The organism is Agromyces sp. SYSU T00194 (assembly GCF_040496035.1).
GTDB classification, from domain to species: Bacteria; Actinomycetota; Actinomycetes; order Actinomycetales; family Microbacteriaceae; genus Agromyces; species Agromyces chitinivorans.
The window spans coordinates 2,127,307-2,143,847 of sequence record NZ_JBEPJZ010000001.1 but is presented as its reverse complement, the minus strand read 5'-3'; the positions used below and the strand labels follow the sequence as shown (position 1 = coordinate 2,143,847).

The following is a 16,541-nucleotide window of genomic DNA, read 5'->3' as shown; positions in this document are numbered from 1 at the left end:
CGTCCAGACTAGTCGGCGCATCCGACAGCCCGGCCGGGTTCCCCGCAGCCCGCCGACGGCGTCCCCAGCCGTCCGTCGGAGGTTCGAATCCCGAGCGGCGCTCGCGTATGCTGTGCGGGCGCGTCGCCGCGTACCCCGATCGGCGCCGCGGGTACGAAGGAGCACCACCCATGCCGACCAGCACCCCCCGCTACGCCGTCATCGGCGCCGGACCATCGGGCCTCGCGGGCCTCCGCGCGATGCAGCGCCGCGGCCTCGACGTCACCGGCTACGAGTCGTCCGACGGCGTCGGCGGGCTCTGGAACATCGACAACCCGCGCAGCACGATGTACGAGTCGGCGCACCTCATCTCGAGCCGCACGACCACCGAGTTCGCCGAGTTCCCGATGCGCTCGACGGCCGACTACCCGAGCCACCGCGAGCTGCGCCGCTACTTCGACGACTTCGCCGACCACTTCGACCTGCGCGGGCTGATCCGCTTCGACACCCGGGTCGACCGCGTCGAGCGCACGGCCGACGGCACCTGGCTCGTGCACGCGACGGGCCCCGACGGCGAGACCACCGACGAGTACACGGGCGTCGTGATCGCCAACGGCACCCTCGCGCACCCGAACGTGCCGAGCTTCCCGGGCGAGTTCACCGGCGAGATCCTGCACACCAGCGCGTACAAGCACGCCGAGCTCTTCGAGGGCAAGCGCGTGCTCATCATCGGCGCCGGCAACTCGGGCTGCGACATCGCGGTCGACGCCGTGCACCGCGCGGCATCCGTCGACATGAGCGTGCGCCGCGGCTACTACTTCGTGCCCCGCTACCTGTTCGGCAAGCCGAGCGACACCCTCAACCAGGGCCGCCCGCTGCCGGCGCGCATCAAGCAGGCCGTCGACACCCCGGTGCTGCGCGCGTTCACGGGCGACCCGACCCGGTACGGGTTCCCGAAGCCCGACTACAAGCTCTACGAGTCGCACCCGATCGTGAACACGCTGATCCTCAACCACCTCGGCCAGGGCGACCTTTCGATCAGGGGCGACATCGAGCGGTTCGACGGCGAGCGCGTGCACTTCCGCGACGGCACCCACGGCGACTACGACCTCGTCATGCTCGCGACCGGCTACACGCTCGACTACCCGTTCGTCGACCGCGCCGACCTGAACTGGGAGGGCTTCTCGCCGAGGCTGTACCTCAACATCTTCCCGCCGAGCTTCAACGGGCTCGCGGTGCTCGGCATGATCGAGGCATCCGGCATCGGCTGGCAGGGCCGGGCCGAGCAGGCCGAGCTCGTGGCCGCGTACTTCGCCGCCGACGCGCGCGACCCGCTCAAGGCCGCGAAGCTGCGGGCGGATGCCTCGGGGCCGTGGCCCGACCTCACCGGCGGGTACCGCTACCTGGCGCTCGAGCGCATGTCGTACTACGTGAACAAGGACGCGTACCGCCGCGTCGTGCGCCGCTCGCTGGCGGCGTTCGGCGAGGCGCCGGCCGCGACGACGGATGCGCCGGGCGGGCCGTCCGGCTCGGCGGCATCCGCCACCACCGCCCCCGAGACGACGGGAGCGCGCGCGTGAACATCGACGACGTCATGCTGAACTTCGCGCCGGGCTCGCTCGTCGCGCTGAGCGTCGTGCTCGGGCTGATCATGTTCGGCATCGCGCTCGACACTTCGATCGACGACTTCCGCGCCGTCGCGAAGGCCCCGAAGCCGATGATCGTCGCGCTCATCGCGCAGATCGTGCTGCTGCCGGCGATCACGTTCGGGCTCACGCTGCTGCTGAACGTGCAGGGCTCGATCGCGCTCGGCATGATCCTCGTGGCGTGCTGCCCGCCGGGCAACGTCTCGCAGGTGCTGACCTACCGCTCGGGCGGCAACGTGGCGCTCAGCGTCTCGATGACCGCGGTCGCCAACGTGCTCTACATCTTCCTGCTGCCGCTCAGCCTGTCGTTCTGGGGCAACCTGCACCCGACCGGCTCGGAGCTGATGCGCGCGGTCAGCCTCGACGGCTGGCAGATGATGCTCGAGATCCTGCTCGTGATCGGGCTGCCGTTCGCGCTCGGCCTCACGATCCGCACCGTGTGGCCGAGGTTCGCGGCGAAGGTGCAGCCCACCATGCGCTGGGTGAGCCTCGCCGGCCTGCTCGGCTTCATCGTCGCCGCGCTCGTCGGCAACTTCTCGTACTTCATCGCGTGGATCGGCGTGGTGCTGCTCGCCGTGACCCTGCACGACGCCATCGCGCTCGGCATCGGCTACGCGAGCGCCCGCGTAGGCGGCCTCGCGGTGCGCGAGCGCAAGGCCATCACGTTCGAGGTCGGCATCCGCAACGCGGGCCTCGGCCTGGGCCTCGTCTTCACGTTCTTCGGCGGCCTCGGCGGCATGGCGATCGTCGCCGGCTGGTGGGGCATCTGGGACATCGTCGCGGGCCTCGTCGTGGCCGGCCTCTGGGCGCGGCACACGAAGCGGAAGCAGGCGGATGCCGCGGCCGAGGTGACCGCGTGAGCCCGACGGCTCCCGGCGGGCGTCGCGTCTACGTGACCGGCGGCAGCGGGTTCCTCGGCTCGAACGTCGTCGCCGCGCTCGCCGCGCACCCCGGCGTGGAGCTCGTCGTGTCGGGCGACCTGCGGCCTCCGAGGCATCCGATCGCCGGCGTCGTCGTCGAGCACGGCGACGTCACCGAGGACGGCACGATCGCCGCGCGCTTCGCGCACCACCGCATCGACACGGTCGTGCACCTGGCGTCGATCGTGAACCCGGGCGCCTCCACCACCGTCGAGCAGGAGTACGCGGTCGACGTGGCCGGCTCGCGTCACGTGCTCGACGCGTGCGTCGAGGCCGGCGTGCGGCGGCTCGTGGTCTCGTCGAGCGGCGCCGCGTACGGCTACCACGCCGACAACCCGGTGCCGCTGCGCGAGACCGATGCGCTCCGCGGCAACGACACGTTCCCGTACTCGCGGCACAAGCGACTCGTCGAGGAGATGCTCGCCGAGGCGCGGGTCTCGCACCCCGAGCTCGAGCAGGTGATCTTCCGCATCGGCACGATCCTCGGGCCGACCGTGGGCAACCAGATCACCGCGCTCTGGGAGGCCGACCGGCCGCTCGAGATCCGCGGTGCGGCGAGCCCGTTCGTGTTCGCGTGGGTCGACGACGTCGTGGGCGCGATGGTGCATGCGGTCGCCGACGGCGGGCCCGCCGGGGCGTACAACGTGGCCGGCGACGGCGTCGTGACGGTGCGCGAGATCGCCGCCGCGATGGGCAAGCGCACGCGCCGCGTGCCGGCGTGGCTGCTGTCGGTCGGCCTGCGCATCGGGCACGCGATGCGCATGACCGTGCACGGCCCCGAGCAGCTTGCGTTCCTGCGCTACCGGCCTGTGCTCGCCAACGACGCCCTGAAGGACGTGTTCGGCTACGTGCCGGCGCGCACGAGTCGCGAGGCGCTCGACGCGTACCTCGTCGCGCGCGCGGAGCGGCTCGCCGCTCCCGCCTGACCGGCGGATCGACCTCGCGGGTCTCGCCTGAGGGCCGTTTCTTGGGCTGAGGGCCGTACCTATCGCCCTCCGGCCAAGAAACGGCCCTCAGTGCACAATCGGATATGCGCACACGGGCTCGGACTCCGAGACCCGTCAAGGAACTGCGCTTCCGCGCGCGAGAGTGCAGCATTTCGACGGGTCTGGAATCGGGCGGGCGGGCGTCAGTCGATCGGGCCGATGCGGGTGAGCGGCCAGATGCGCGCGAAGGCCATGCCGACGACCTGCTGCTCGGGCACGTAGCGGGCGCAGTCGGCGCCCTCGGGCGCGCCGCGGCACGCGACGACCGAGTCCGACGACGCACCGCGGTGGTCGCCCAGCACGAGCAGCGACGCCTCCGGCACCACGACCGGGCCGAAGCAGCGCAGCGAGCGCTGCTCGGTCGTGCAGTCGAGCGTGCCGGGCTCGAAGGCCGGGTCCTCGAACACGTACGGCTCGTCGAGCGGCTCGCCGTCGACCGTGACCCGCCCCTCGGCGTCGCAGCAGGCGACCTCCTCCCCCGGCAGCCCGATGACGCGCTTCACGAGGGAGTACGGCGCCCCCGGGCCCAGTCCGGTGACGGTGCCGATCACGCGCAGCACGCCGTCGATCGGATCGGTCACGGGGCCGAGGCTCCCCCACTCCGGCGTCGCCTCGAACACGACGACGTCGCCGCGCTCCGGCGGCGCGGGCACGACCCGCTCGACCAGGATGCGGTCGCCGACGTCGAGCGTCTGCTCCATCGAGCCGCTCGGCACCGAGTACAGCTTCACGACCAGGGCCTGCACGAGCAGCACCAGCACGAGCGCGATGGCCGGACCCACCCAGAACGGGAGCCGGCTCGTCGACTCGTCGGCGCGACGGCGCCGTCGCATGCGGTCTCGTCGGCTGCGCTCCACGGCAACACGCTATGGCATGCGACGCTCCCGGCGGAGCATCCGCGCACCCGCGCCCTCAGTCGGTGACGACCGCGTAGGCCTGGCGCGCGATCTCGAGTTCCTCGTTCGTGGGCACCACGAGCACCTCGACGCGCGAGTCGTCGGCCGAGATGCGCCGCGCGCCGCGACCGCGGGCCGCGTTGCGCTCGTGGTCGAGCACCACTCCGAAGCCCTCGAGGCCCTCGAGCACCGCGGCCCGCGCGCGCACGTCGTTCTCGCCCACGCCCGCGGTGAACACGATCGCGTCCACCCGGCCGAGCTGCGCCGCGTACGCGCCCACGTACCCGCGGATCCGGTGCGCCCAGACGTCGAACGCGACGCGCGACCGCTCGTCACCCGCGTCGATCGCGTCGTGCAGGTCGCGCATGTCGGAGTGGCCCGAGAGGCCGAGGATGCCGCTGCGGGAGTTGAGCAGCGTGTCGAGCTCGTCCACGGACATGCCCGCCCGGCGCGAGAGGTGCAGCAGCACCGCCGGGTCGATGTCGCCGGAGCGGGTGCCCATCACGAGCCCCTCGAGCGGGGTCATGCCCATGCTCGTCTCGACCGAGCGGCCGCCGTCGACCGCGCACGCCGACGCGCCGTTGCCGAGGTGCAGCACGATCTGCTTCAGTTCGGTGACCGGCCTGCCGAGGAACTCCGCCGCGTGCCGCGAGACGAAGCGGTGCGAGGTGCCGTGGAAGCCGTACCGGCGCACGCGGTGCTTCTCGGCGACCTCCGCGTCGATCGCGTACGTGTAGGCGGCCGGCGGCAAGGTCTGGTGGAACGCCGTGTCGAACACGGCGACGTGCGGCACGTCGGCGAACGCGCGCTGGGCGGCGACGATGCCCGCCAGGTTGGCGGGGTTGTGCAGCGGGGCGAGCGCCGAGAGCTCGTCGATGTTGATGCGCACGAGCTCGGTGATGATCGTCGGCTCGAAGAACCGCGCGCCGCCCTGCACGACGCGGTGCCCGACCGCGATCGGCGCGTGCGCGTCGAGCGACGGGCCGTGCGCGGCGAACGCGTCGAGCATCACGCCGAAGCCCGCGGTGTGGTCGGCGATCTCGCGTTCGAGCTCGGTGGTGGAGACGGCGCCGGATGCCTCGTGCACGGAGTGCCGGGCGTGGCCGCCGGTGTCGGCGCCGATGCGCTCGACGAGTCCCGAGGCGAGCGTCGCGGAGTCCTCGACGTCGATCAGCTGGTACTTGAACGACGACGAACCCGAGTTGACGACGAGGATCGGGCTCACGACGTCACCGGGAGGTCGGCTTCCGCGGCCTGGATCGCGGTGATCGCCACGGTGTTCACGATGTCCTGCACGAGCGCCCCCCTCGAGAGGTCGTTGACCGGCTTGTTCAGTCCCTGCAGCACCGGGCCGATCGCGACCGCGCCGGCGGAGCGCTGCACCGCCTTGTAGGTGTTGTTGCCCGTGTTGAGGTCGGGGAAGATGAAGACCGTCGCGCGGCCGGCGACCTCGGAGTCGGGCAGCTTGCTGGCGGCGACCGCGACGTCGACGGCCGCGTCGTACTGGATCGGCCCCTCCACGGGCAGGTGCGGCATGCGCTCGCGCACCAGCGCGGTCGCGGTGCGCACCTTGTCGACGTCGGCGCCCGCGCCGGACGTGCCGGTCGAGTACGACAGCATCGCCACGCGCGGGTCGATGCCGAACTGCGCGGCCGTCTGCGACGAGGAGATCGCGATGTCGGCCAGCTGCTCGGCCGTCGGGTCGGGGTTCACCGCGCAGTCGCCGTAGACGAGCACGCGGTCGGCGAGCGCCATCAGGAACACGCTCGAGACGACCGAGACGCCGGGCTTGGTCTTCACGATCTCGAACGACGGCTTGATCGTGTGCGCGGTGGTGTGCGCGGCGCCCGAGACCATGCCGTCGGCGAGGCCGAGGTGCACCATCATCGTGCCGAAGTACGACACGTCGGTGACCCGCTCGCGGGCGCGCTCGAGGGTCATGCCCTTGTGCTGCCGCAGCCGGTGGTACTCCTCGGCGAACTTCATGCCCAGCACGGCGTCGTGCGAGCTGACGACCTCGGCGCCCGCGATGTCGAGGCCGAGGCTCAGCGCGCGCGAGCGCACCTCGATCGACTCGCCCAGGATGGTCAGGCGCGCCACCCCGCGCGCGAGCAGCGTCGCGGCGGCGCGCAGGATGCGGTCGTCGTCGCCCTCGGGGAGCACGATGTGCTTGTCGGCCTGCCGGGCGCGCTCGAGCAGCCCGTACTCGAACATCAGGGGCGTCACGACGTCGGCGTGGCTGACGTCGAGTCGATCGAGGAACTCGGTGGTGTCGATGTGGCGCTCGAACAGGCGCAGTGCGGTATCGCGCTTGCGCTGCGACTCGGCGGCGAGCCTGCCGCGGGTGTGGGTGATGCGCACCGCGGTGTCGTAGCTGCCGAGGCCGGTGCGGATGATGGGCAGGTCGGTGTGGAGGCCGTCGACGAGCCGCTCGATCTGCTCGGGCAGCTCGAACCCGCCGTTCAGCACGATGCCCGAGATGGACGGGAAAGTCGCGGACGCGTGCGCGGTGAGGACGCCGAGCAGCACGTCGGCGCGATCGCCCGGCACGACCACGACCGACCCCTCGATGAGCCGGGGCAGCACGTTCACGAGGCTCATCGCGGCGACGACCACGCCGAGGGCCTCGCGGTTCAGCAGCTGCGGGTCGCCCGCGTACAGCGTGCCGTCGACGGCGGCCATGATCGAGCCCATCGTCGGGGCGACCAGGTAGCGGTCCTCCGGGATCGCCCACACCGCGGGGTCGGCCGCGGCGCCGACGACCTCGCGCACGGCCGCGATCAGCTCCTCGAGGCGCTCGGGGTCGGCGCGGTTGACGATGATGCCGAGGAGCGTCGCGTGCTCCGCATGCAGCTCCTCGAGGGCGAGCTCGGTGAGCTGGGCGACCTCGTCGGGCGTGCGCGCGTGCACGTAGCCGAGGCGCTCGCCGTCGTCGGTGCCCTGCGGGAGGCGTCCGCCGACGGCCAGCAGCATCGGGGCGCCCAGGTTCGCGGCGATGCGCGCGTTGTAGGCGAGCTCGGTGGGGCTGCCGACGTCCGTGTAGTCGGAGCCGACGATGACGACCGCGTCGCAGCGCGCCTCGACGGCCTTGAACCGGCTCACGATCGTCGCGAGGGCGCGCTCGGGGTCGGCGTGCACGTCGTCGTAGCGCACGCCGATCGCGTCGTCGTACGAGATGTCGACGGCCTCGTGGGCGAGCAGCAGCTCGAGCACGTAGTCGCGTTCGCTCGTGGAGCGGGCCACCGGCCGGAAGACCCCGACCCTGCCCACGCGCCGACTGAGGGTGTCGACCGCGCCGAGCGCGATGGTCGACTTCCCGGTGTTGCCCTCCGCCGAACCGATGAAGATGCTGTGCGCCACGACCCCAGCCTACGGAGGATCGTCGCCGGCCGACAGCGACGGGCCGACGGCGCCCGGACATGCGAAGACTCCCCGCGCACCCGCCAGAGCCCGGTTACCCTTGCTGCGTCTCCGCCCTGGGGGAGTTGGCCTGGATGGCGCCACGCGGGGAGCCGGAGAACAGTCTACCCGAGCCCGGGCGTGCTGTTCGCCGCGGGCGGAGGCCCTTGCGGAGCATCCGCCCGCGACGTTGACTGGGGCCCATGCGCATCGTCATCGCCGGCGGCCACGGCCAGATCGCCCTGCTCCTCGAGCGTCGTCTCGCGGACGCCGGGCACGAGCCGGTCGCCCTCATCCGCAACCCCGACCACGAGGCCGACGTCGTCGCCGCGGGCGCCGTGCCCGTGCTGCTCGACCTCGAGGCGACCGACCAGGACACGCTCGCCCGCGTGCTCGACGGCGCCGACGCCGCCGTGTTCGCCGCGGGCGCCGGGCCGGGCAGCACGCCCGAGCGCAAGGGCACGGTCGACCGCGACGCATCCGTGCTGCTCGCCGACGCGGCCGTGCAGGCGGGCGTGCCCCGGCTCGTGCAGGTCTCGGCCATGAGCGCCGACCGCTACGAGGCGGGCTCCGACGACATCTTCCAGATCTACCTGCAGGCCAAGAGCGAGGCGGACGCGCAGCTGCGCGACACCGACCTCGACTGGACCATCGTGCGCCCGGGCCGCCTCACCGACGAGCCCGCGACCGGCGGCGTCGAGATCGGCGAGTCGCTTCCCCGCGGCGAGGTGCCCCGCGACGACGTCGCCGCGGTGATCGCCGAGCTGCTGACCTCGGGAGCCGGCGTGCGCTGGCAGTTCGACCTGGTGTCGGGCGAGACGCCGGTGGGCGACGCGGTCGCGGCGCTGCGGTAGGCGGCCCGCCGCGCGTCCGGCCCCGATCCGCCCGATGCGGGCTCGGCGGCCGGTGTCGGGTACGATGATCTGCGGCCGGGTTCACGCCCGCCCTGGAGGATTCGCCTAGTGGCCTATGGCGCACGCTTGGAAAGCGTGTTGGGTGCAAGCCCTCAGGGGTTCGAATCCCCTATCCTCCGCCATGTGATGAGTCGCGACAGAGGTGACACCTGAGTCGCGTGGACGTCGTACTCCTTCCGTCGGCGTGCACGTCACCTTAGGCTGCCCGCATGGACAACTCGTGTTCCCCCGACGAGGTCGAGGTCGAGCCCACCACCCCGTCCCTCTCGCGTCGCGGAGTCGTGACGTCCGCCGCATGGGCGATCCCGGCGGTCGCCGTCGCCGTTACCGCGCCTGCATTCGCGGCCAGCGAGCCCCTCCCCAGCGGCCAGGTGGTCGCCGCCTGCGGCTCGGGCAATACCGCGTCGTTCGCCGCACAGTTGTCGTCGGCTCCGGTGGGCGCCACCGTCACGATGCTGTTCACGCGCACGGGCGACGGCGGCCTGTCGACCACGAGCCCTGCGGGCTGGGTGCTCGGCACCTTCACCGCGAACACGCGGTCCTACACGACCACGGTGCAGGCCGACGGCACTGCCGACGGCACGTTCGGCGCGTCCGTCACCGGAATCGTCGAGAGCGGCTCCGCCACCGTCACCGCCCAACTGTCGTTGTCGTCCGGACCCATCATGGGGAAGACGATCGCCGAGGTGGAGAAGTCGTTCCAGAACTTCGCATGGTCCTGCAGCGTGCTGCAGTGATCGGCGTTCCGGGCGTCCGAGTCAGCTGAGCCCACGCGCTCCCCGCGGTGGAACCGAGCCAGGAACTCGTCCATGTCCAGCCTGCTCGGGCGGCGCAGCGTGACGAGCGGGTGCCCTCGTGCGATCAGGTCGTCGTCGTCGGTCACGACCACCGTGCAGATCGTCTCCCCCGGCGCGAGGCGCGTGCCCACGAGCGTGGAGACCCCGCGCTCCGTCCTCCGTGGGGTCGTACGGCATGTGATCGGACAGCCACGGATCGTCGCCACGACCCGCGTCGCCCAGCTCTCAGTCAACGGCCGCCGACGAGCCCGTACGGATCGAGGTGTCGCACGCGGGCGATCGCTCGATGAACGACGACGTGTTCTGGACGACGCTCACGGTGCATCTCCCCCCGTACGTCGCCATGTTGCGGGCTGCAGCGCGCCGAAGCGCCCCATGAGCGCGTCGAGCTCGCGCCGTCCGAAGTCGTAGACCTGCGTGTCGGTGTGCCCGCGATACTTCGTCTCGACGACCATGATGAGCGCCAGGTACAGCGAGTACAGGCGCCGGCGCGTCCGCTCGTCGGGGGTCAGGCGGTCGATGCCGAACCCGGCCATGAAGTCGGACGGGTCGCCGAACGTGGGCATGTCGAGCCCCGTGAGGCCCGCCTCCATCAGCGGGTCGCCGTAGATGGCGCGCTCGTGGTCGAGCACCGCGACGATGCGCCCGTCGCGGATCATCGAGTTCTTGGCCCAGAGGTCCACCTCGACCAGGTGCGGCACGGTGACGGCGTCGAGCGTGCCGGAGTGGGCGTCGAGCACCGCCCGGAGGTCGTCGGGGTGCCGGCCGAGGTCGATGCCCACCCGCTCGCCGTCGACCAGGGTGTCCTCGACCAAGGTCGTGAACGCCTCGCGCCAGGTCGCGTGCCCCGGGCCGAGCAGCGGGCCGAAGTGGGGGCCGATGACGGAGTTGATCTCGCGGTTGAGGGCACCGAGCTCGCGCGTCGCGGCCCGGACGACCCCTGCATCCAGCCGACCGGCCTCGGCCGCGAGGCCGAAGTTCTCGGCATCGACGTACTCCATGAAGAACAGGTCCGCGTCGACCACGTCGTGCGAGAGGTCGACGTGGTCGATGCGTGGCACCGGCACCGACGTCCGCGTCGAGACCAGTCGCATGGCCTCGAGCTCGGCGCGCATCATGCCGACCTCGCGGGTGAGCACCGCGACGCCCGCGGGCGGGGCGATCTTCAGCACCACGCGCTCGCCGTCGCGCAGCGTGATGCGGTACGCGACGTTGAACCACCCCTCGGTGATCTCGTCGGCGAAGTCGTCGCCGGCCGGCACGCGGTCGTGGCCGAAGGCGCGCTCGACGAGGGTGCGCAGCACGGAGATCGGCTGGCGGTTCTTGGTGATGCTCTCCATCGAGCCCGTCCCCTCGTCAGGTGCGGCCGGGGACCGGCGGGGCGAGCCTAGCAGCGGCCGCGTCGCGCGGCCTCCCCGCGCCGACGCCGACCCCCGCCCGGCCCGGCGCGCCCGGGCGCGAGGGCGACTGTCCCCCTTAATGCGGATAGCGGTCGGCACCCGCGTTCCATCAGGATCGAACGCATGGATGACGGAGGCGCCGGGACCGCACGCGCAGAGCTCGCGAACCGTTCCGCCGCACCCGCCTCCGACCCGGGACTCGCCGGCGACGACCGCCCCGTGCGGGTCAGCACCCTGCGCCCGAAGTCCGCGGTGATACGGAGCATCACGACCCCGGTCGTCGGCATCGGCATCCCGGTCGTGGGCGTCCTGCTCTGGACGACGCTGCCCGAGGGCGACTGGCGCCCGATCGCGCTGGGGGCCGCCATCGTGACCCTGGGCCTGTCCGCGGTGTGGCTGATGTTCCACCGCGTCGCGATCTGGGTCGACTCCACCGGCATCACCGAGCGCGGCTTCTTCGGTTCGCTGCGTCACGCGCAGCGACGCGACATCGACCACGTCGTGCGACTCGACCTGTACGCGGGCCCGACGCTCGACACGAATCCGCAGCTGTTCGTCGTCGACCGCGACGGCCGGGCGCTGGTGCGCATGCGCGGCGACTTCTGGGAGGCGTCGGCCATGGACGTCGTGGCACCCACGCTCGAGGTGCCGGAGCGCCGGCACGACGAGCCGCTCACCCTCGACGAGCTGCGCACGACGCGGCCCGAGCTCCTGTACTGGTTCGAGAAGCGACCGCGGCGCGGCTGAGCGGCGACGCTAGCGCGTCGCGATGCCGAGCAACGGCGCATCGGGCCGGCTCGACGGCAGCTCGATGAAGCCGAGCCGGTCGTAGAACGCCCGGGCGCCCGCGTTCGCGGCGTCCATCGACAGGTGCACGCCGGGCACGCCGCGCGCGGCGAGCAGCTCGCGGAACGCATCGATCAACCGCCGCCCGAGCCCACCCCCCTGCGCCTCCGGCAGCAGGTCGATGTGCAGGTGCGCCGGGTACGCGTCGAGCTCCGGGATGCGCATGCGTTCCGGGTTCCGCCCGTCGGCCACGAGCTGGGACTCCGTGTAGGCCGGCGCACGCCGGGTCGGCGCGGCGGGCTCCGGGTGGCGGGCGTCGAAGCCGGGCAGCCACTCCACCCGCCACCAGCGCACGAAGGCGTCGGTGTCGGCCGTGCCGAGCACGTACCCGACGACGCGCTCGCCGTCGTCGACGACGAGGGCGAGGCCCGGATCGTGGGCGAGGTACGGCAGCGCGTAGACGTCGGGCATGAGCGCGTCGTCGGAGTACGCCCCGCGGGCATCGCCGCCGGCGAGCGCCGTGCGCACGCACACGTCCGCGACGTCGGCGCGGTCGCCGGGCCGGTAGGCGCGGATCCGCAGCGCGGGGCGCGGGGCCGAGGCGGGTTCGCTCATCGATCGATCCTCGCACGGACCGCGGGGATGTCCCACGGGCACGAATCCCACGAATCGGGACGGCGGGCGCCCGAGGTGCCGTTCGGGGGCGATACTGGCCACATGGCGGCCACCCCCTCGCCCATGCGCCCGACCTCGGTCGGCGCGGCGACGCTGCGCCGACTCGCCGGCTCCCCGGTGCGCCGTGCGGACGCCGTGCTCGAGCCGTGGCTCGAGCGCTGGCGGCTCGCGGCCGACGGCCTGCCGATCGAGACCCGCACGAGTCGCCTGCTGCCCGTGCGCACCGAGGACGGCCGGGTCGCGATGCTGAAGCTCAGCCGCACCGACGAGGAGCGGCGCGGCGCGCACGTGCTGGCGGCCTGGGGCGGGGTCGGCGCCGCCGCGGTGCTGCGCATCGAGGACGAAGCGCTGCTGCTCGTGCGCGCGACTGGCGGGCGCAACCTCGTCACGATGGTCGAGTCGGGGCGCGACGAGGCGGCCACGCGCGCGCTGTGCGCGACGGCCGCGCGCCTGCACGGGGCATCCGCAGCCGTGCGCGACGCCGCGGGCGAGCGACTCGTGCCCCTCTCCCGCTGGTTCCGCGACCTGACGGCGCAGGCCGACACGCTGGGCCCGTTCCACCGCCGCGGGGCCGCGCTCGCCGCGGAGCTGCTCGACCGCCAGCGCGACGTGGTCGCGCTGCACGGCGACCTGCACCACGGCAACGTGCTCGACTTCGGCGCCGCGGGCTGGCTCGCGATCGACCCGAAGGGACTCCTCGGCGATCGCGCCTTCGAGTACTGCAACGTGTTCTGCAACCCGGGGCTCGTGGTGCCCCTCGCCCGGGGGCGGCTGGAGGCGACCCTGAAGGTGGTGGCGGATGCCTCGGGGCTGCGCCCGCGCCGCATCCTGCGCTGGGTCGTGGCGTGGTGCGCCCTGTCGTCCACCTGGTTCACGCTCGACGACGACCCCGCCCATGCGACCACGGTGGCGGCGATCGGCGCACACGCGGCGACGGTGCTCGACGCCGACTGAGCACGGTCCGAATCTATACCCCCGGGGTATCTGGTACACTCGTCGACATGCCCACGACCACGATCACCGAAGCCGACCTGACCGGGACCATCCGCGACCACGACATCGTCCTGCTCGACTTCTGGGCGGCCTGGTGCGGCCCGTGCCGCGCCTTCGCCCCCGTCTTCGAACGCGCCGCCGAGCAGCACCCCGACATCGTCTTCGGCAAGGTCGACACCGAGGCCGAGCGCGGCCTGGCGGCCGCCTTCCGCATCACGTCGATCCCGACCCTGATGGTCTTCCGCGACGGGATCATCGTGTTCGCCCAGCCCGGCGCGCTGAACGCGGCGCAGCTGGACCAGGTCATCACCGGCGTCCGCGAGCTGGACATGGACGCCGTGCGGGCCGAAGTGGAGTCGGCGCGCGCCGAGCGCGAGCAGACGGCGTGACCTCGCGCGTCGGCCGGGCGCTCCGCACGACCCGCTGCGCGGCCCGGCCGCTCGACCGCCTGCTGCGCGGCGTCGGCGCGGGCTTCGTGGCCGCCGTGGCGGTGAGCCTCTGGCCCAACGCCTGGTGCGCGGTGCCCGCGGCGATCTGCGCGGTGCTGCTCGCGATCGGCGCGATCACCGGCTGGTGCCCCGACGACCTGCTGCGCATGGGGCGCGACGTCGAGCCGAACGCCCTCGGCTACCCCGAGGCGCGCCAGCCATTGCTCGAGGAGGCCGGCGCCCGGCGCTGAACGCGGCCGCGCCCGGGCGGTTCAGCCGCGGCGGAGCGCCCCGGTCGACCAGAGCGCCCACGCCACGAGCACCGGCTGGAAGAAGAGGCGCACGAAGCGCTTCCGGTCGGTGTCGAGCCCGAACCCGTCGCGCCGCTCGGCGTACTGGGCGATGTTGCCCGGGAAGATCGCCGTGAAGAAGGCGGCGGTGGCCCAGCCGATGCGCCGACGTTCCCTCGGCAGTGCGACCAGGGCCGCGCCCAGGCCGATCTCGGCGACGCCGGACGCCACCACGACGCCGTCGGCGTCCATGGGCACCCAGGGCGGCACCTGGGCGCGGAACTCCTCGCGGGCGACCGTCAGGTGGGTCGCGCCGGCGAACACGAGCATGCCCCCGAGGAGCACGCGGGCGATGGTGCGGGGAACCGAGTTCGTCTGGGCCATGCACCCAGTCAAGCAGCCGACCCCGCCGAGTGAACCCGTGAATCTGCAGTGAATGCAGAAATCCGGATGCCTCGTGCGTGCGCCTCAGCTGCGGCGCAGCACCTCCGGATCCATGATCGCCCACTCCCGCAACCGGTCCTCGCGCACCGTGACGCCGGTGCCGGGTCCGTCGGGCACGCGCAGCTGCCCGCGGTGCTCCCCCGTGCCGAGCTCGAACGGCTCGGTGAGGTCGTCGGCGAAGTAGCGGCGCGACGCCGACGTGTCGCCCGGAAGCGTGAAGCCGGGCAGCGCGGCGAGCGCCACGTTCGCCGCGCGACCGACGCCGGTCTCGAGCATGCCGCCGCACCAGACCGGCACCTCGACCGCACGGCAGAGGTCGTGCACGCGCACCGCCTCGAGGTAGCCGCCGACGCGGCCCGCCTTGATGTTCACCACGCTCGTCGCCCCGCGCTCGATCGCGTCGAGCGCGACGTCGGCGTCGAGGATCGACTCGTCGAGGCACACCGGCGTGTCGATCTCCGCGGCGAGCGCCGCATGCGTCGCGATGTCCTCCTCGGGGAACGGCTGCTCGATGAGCACGAGGCCGAACGCGTCGAACTCGGCGAGCAGCGGGATGTCCACCGCCCGATACGCGCTGTTCGCGTCGACCTGCAGCATGCGGTCGCGCCCGAGCTCCTCGCGGACGGCGCTCACGGGCAGCAGGTCCCAGCCGGGCTTCACCTTGAGCTTGATGCGGCGGTACCCCTCCTCGACGTACCCGGCGACCTCGTCGAGGAGCTCGTCGACCGAACCGGCGATGCCGACCGAGACCCCGCAGTCGACCCACTCGCGCTCCGCGCCGAAGTAGGTGCCCATGGACATGCCCTCGGCGCGCAGCTGCGCGTCGAGCACCGCGGCCTCGAGTGCGGCCTTCGCCATGCGGTGGCCCGCGACGAAGGCGAGCGTCTCGGCGACCGACTCCGCGGTGACCTCCTCCTGCGCGAGCAGTGCCGGCCCGAGGTAGGTGCGCAGCACGTGCGCAGCCCCCTCGACGTACTCCGAGCTGTACAGCGGGTCGGCGCCGGCGACGCACTCGCCCCACCCCTCGCCGACGTCGCTGCGCACGTGCACCAGCAGCACGTCGCGCGCCACCTGGGTGCCGAACGACGTCTCGAAGGGGCGCACGAGCGGCATCGCCACCCGGTGCAGTTCGACCTGTTCGATGCGCATCAGGATCCTTCCGGAGCGGTGGGCTCGTCGTCGGCGCCCGCGGCCCGGTCGGGGTCGTCGGCGGTGAACACGTAGTCGCCGGGCGCGTCGAGCTCGGGTCGCAGGCCCGCGTCGACGGCGGCGGCGAAGGCCTCGCGTGCGGCGTCGCGGTGGCGGGCCGCCTCCGCGGGGGCATCCGCCCGCAGCCGTTCGTAGTCGGCGACGAGTGCGAAGCCGGTGTCGCCGTGCCACGCGGGCGGCGGCACCCGGTCGAGCGCACGACGCACGCGCGGCGACGCGAGCCGCCAGCGCACCTCGAACCGGTCGCTGTGGTCGGTGCCCGAGATCGCATCGCGCAACTCGCCGTAGAAGTCGGGCAGCACCTCGACCACCTCGCCACCGAGCCGCACGAGGTTCATGCGGGCGTTGCGGCGGATCAGCGGGTCGAACGTCCAGCGCATCTCGTCGACGCCGTGCTCGAGGCAGTCGGCGCGCTGCACGAGCTTCAGCGCGAGCCCGGCGCCGCGCCCACGGGCGCGCGGCAGCACCGCGTTCATGTGCGAGTGCAGGTGCAGCCCGCCGTTCCAGCCGAGGAACCCGTAGGTCGCGCCGACCGGGCCGTCGGCGTCGCGTGCGACCAGCACGGTCGCGCCCGCCTGCAGCATCGCGCGCAGGTGCGGCCAGTCCGGGCTGCGCCCGGGGCCCCAGGTTGTCGTGAACACGCCGATGACGTCGTCGAGGTCGGATGGCGCCGCCGGGTGCACCTCGACGCCGGCCGCCGCGCAGGCCGCCCCCGCGTGCGCGACGGCGGCGCGCAGCACCTCGGTGGCGGAGACGTCGGTGGGCATGCCTCGACGCTA

The 16,541-nt window shown here is 72.8% G+C and carries 17 protein-coding genes, 1 tRNA gene and 1 other RNA gene; 10 read left to right on the top strand and 9 right to left on the bottom strand.

Features of this window, described 5'->3' with window-relative positions:
• The first annotated feature begins 170 nt into the window (after window positions 1-170).
• The 3 genes from ABZK10_RS09900 to ABZK10_RS09890 are packed head-to-tail and all read left to right on the top strand — an operon-like array spanning window position 171 to window position 3,471.
• Window positions 171-1,559, top strand: coding sequence for a flavin-containing monooxygenase (locus ABZK10_RS09900; protein WP_353809021.1), 1,389 nt, complete (start codon window positions 171-173; stop codon window positions 1,557-1,559).
• On the top strand, window positions 1,556-2,485 hold the full coding sequence (locus ABZK10_RS09895) for a bile acid:sodium symporter family protein (protein WP_353809020.1): 930 nt from the start codon (window positions 1,556-1,558) through the stop codon (window positions 2,483-2,485). The genes ABZK10_RS09900 and ABZK10_RS09895 overlap by 4 nt, the downstream gene beginning before the upstream one ends.
• Window positions 2,482-3,471 carry an NAD-dependent epimerase/dehydratase family protein gene (locus tag ABZK10_RS09890; RefSeq protein WP_353809019.1) on the top strand — a complete coding sequence of 330 codons (990 nt, stop codon included), beginning with the start codon at window positions 2,482-2,484 and terminating at the stop codon, window positions 3,469-3,471. Before ABZK10_RS09895 ends, ABZK10_RS09890 begins: the two co-directional genes overlap by 4 nt.
• A 203-nt stretch (window positions 3,472-3,674) precedes the next feature.
• Here the strand turns inward: ABZK10_RS09890 and lepB are convergent, their stop codons facing one another.
• The 4 genes from lepB to ffs form a co-directional block, all read right to left on the bottom strand.
• Complete coding sequence (gene lepB, locus ABZK10_RS09885) at window positions 3,675-4,388, bottom strand: signal peptidase I (protein WP_353809018.1); 714 nt, start codon at window positions 4,386-4,388, stop codon at window positions 3,675-3,677.
• Window positions 4,389-4,443: 55 nt separating this feature from the next.
• Window positions 4,444-5,652 (bottom strand): acetate/propionate family kinase, encoded by a 1,209-nt coding sequence (locus tag ABZK10_RS09880; protein WP_353809017.1) that lies wholly within the window; start codon window positions 5,650-5,652, stop codon window positions 4,444-4,446.
• Window positions 5,649-7,787: a phosphate acetyltransferase gene (pta, locus tag ABZK10_RS09875; protein ID WP_353809016.1), complete on the bottom strand. Its 2,139-nt coding sequence runs from the start codon at window positions 7,785-7,787 to the stop codon at window positions 5,649-5,651. The genes ABZK10_RS09880 and pta overlap by 4 nt, the downstream gene beginning before the upstream one ends.
• A gap of 60 nt (window positions 7,788-7,847) precedes the next feature.
• An RNA gene (ffs, locus tag ABZK10_RS09870) (signal recognition particle sRNA small type) lies at window positions 7,848-7,944 on the bottom strand.
• Between the two features lie 85 nt (window positions 7,945-8,029).
• Between ffs and ABZK10_RS09865 the strand changes: the two genes are divergently transcribed.
• The 3 genes from ABZK10_RS09865 to ABZK10_RS09855 all read left to right on the top strand — a co-directional run bounded on the left by ABZK10_RS09865 (window position 8,030) and on the right by ABZK10_RS09855 (window position 9,477).
• The gene (locus tag ABZK10_RS09865; protein WP_353809015.1) at window positions 8,030-8,680 is read left to right on the top strand and encodes an SDR family oxidoreductase; all 651 of its coding nucleotides are present in this window, start codon (window positions 8,030-8,032) and stop codon (window positions 8,678-8,680) included.
• Between the two features lie 94 nt (window positions 8,681-8,774).
• A tRNA-Ser gene (locus tag ABZK10_RS09860) sits at window positions 8,775-8,862 on the top strand.
• Window positions 8,863-8,949: 87 nt separating this feature from the next.
• Window positions 8,950-9,477, top strand: coding sequence for a hypothetical protein (locus ABZK10_RS09855; protein WP_353809014.1), 528 nt, complete (start codon window positions 8,950-8,952; stop codon window positions 9,475-9,477).
• A gap of 374 nt (window positions 9,478-9,851) precedes the next feature.
• Here the strand turns inward: ABZK10_RS09855 and ABZK10_RS09850 are convergent, their stop codons facing one another.
• The gene (locus ABZK10_RS09850; protein WP_353809013.1) at window positions 9,852-10,877 is read right to left on the bottom strand and encodes a phosphotransferase family protein; all 1,026 of its coding nucleotides are present in this window, start codon (window positions 10,875-10,877) and stop codon (window positions 9,852-9,854) included.
• Between the two features lie 183 nt (window positions 10,878-11,060).
• On the opposite strand from ABZK10_RS09850, the gene ABZK10_RS09845 reads away from it, so the two are divergent.
• Window positions 11,061-11,684, top strand: a complete 624-nt coding sequence (locus tag ABZK10_RS09845) for a hypothetical protein (protein ID WP_353809012.1) — start codon at window positions 11,061-11,063, stop codon at window positions 11,682-11,684.
• Window positions 11,685-11,693: 9 nt separating this feature from the next.
• On the opposite strand, the gene ABZK10_RS09840 is transcribed toward ABZK10_RS09845, so the two are convergent.
• Window positions 11,694-12,338 carry a GNAT family N-acetyltransferase gene (locus ABZK10_RS09840; RefSeq protein WP_353809011.1) on the bottom strand — a complete coding sequence of 215 codons (645 nt, stop codon included), beginning with the start codon at window positions 12,336-12,338 and terminating at the stop codon, window positions 11,694-11,696.
• 102 nt (window positions 12,339-12,440) lie between these two features.
• On the opposite strand from ABZK10_RS09840, the gene ABZK10_RS09835 reads away from it, so the two are divergent.
• From ABZK10_RS09835 to ABZK10_RS09825, 3 genes are read left to right on the top strand one after another with little or no spacing between them, the layout of a single operon-like run.
• Window positions 12,441-13,352 (top strand): aminoglycoside phosphotransferase family protein, encoded by a 912-nt coding sequence (locus ABZK10_RS09835; protein WP_353809010.1) that lies wholly within the window; start codon window positions 12,441-12,443, stop codon window positions 13,350-13,352.
• Window positions 13,353-13,399: 47 nt separating this feature from the next.
• Window positions 13,400-13,780 (top strand): thioredoxin, encoded by a 381-nt coding sequence (gene trxA, locus ABZK10_RS09830; protein ID WP_353809009.1) that lies wholly within the window; start codon window positions 13,400-13,402, stop codon window positions 13,778-13,780.
• A complete protein-coding gene (locus tag ABZK10_RS09825) occupies window positions 13,777-14,070 on the top strand; it encodes a YgaP family membrane protein (RefSeq protein WP_353809008.1) in 294 nt (97 codons plus the stop codon). The genes trxA and ABZK10_RS09825 overlap by 4 nt, the downstream gene beginning before the upstream one ends.
• Window positions 14,071-14,091: 21 nt before the next feature.
• Here the strand turns inward: ABZK10_RS09825 and ABZK10_RS09820 are convergent, their stop codons facing one another.
• The 3 genes from ABZK10_RS09820 to ABZK10_RS09810 form a co-directional block, all read right to left on the bottom strand.
• Window positions 14,092-14,493: a DoxX family protein gene (locus tag ABZK10_RS09820; protein ID WP_353809007.1), complete on the bottom strand. Its 402-nt coding sequence runs from the start codon at window positions 14,491-14,493 to the stop codon at window positions 14,092-14,094.
• An 84-nt stretch (window positions 14,494-14,577) separates the two neighbouring features.
• Window positions 14,578-15,702: an o-succinylbenzoate synthase gene (gene menC / locus ABZK10_RS09815; RefSeq protein WP_353809006.1), complete on the bottom strand. Its 1,125-nt coding sequence runs from the start codon at window positions 15,700-15,702 to the stop codon at window positions 14,578-14,580.
• The gene (locus ABZK10_RS09810; protein WP_353809005.1) at window positions 15,702-16,529 is read right to left on the bottom strand and encodes a hypothetical protein; all 828 of its coding nucleotides are present in this window, start codon (window positions 16,527-16,529) and stop codon (window positions 15,702-15,704) included. The genes menC and ABZK10_RS09810 overlap by 1 nt, the downstream gene beginning before the upstream one ends.
• Window positions 16,530-16,541 lie beyond the last annotated feature (12 nt).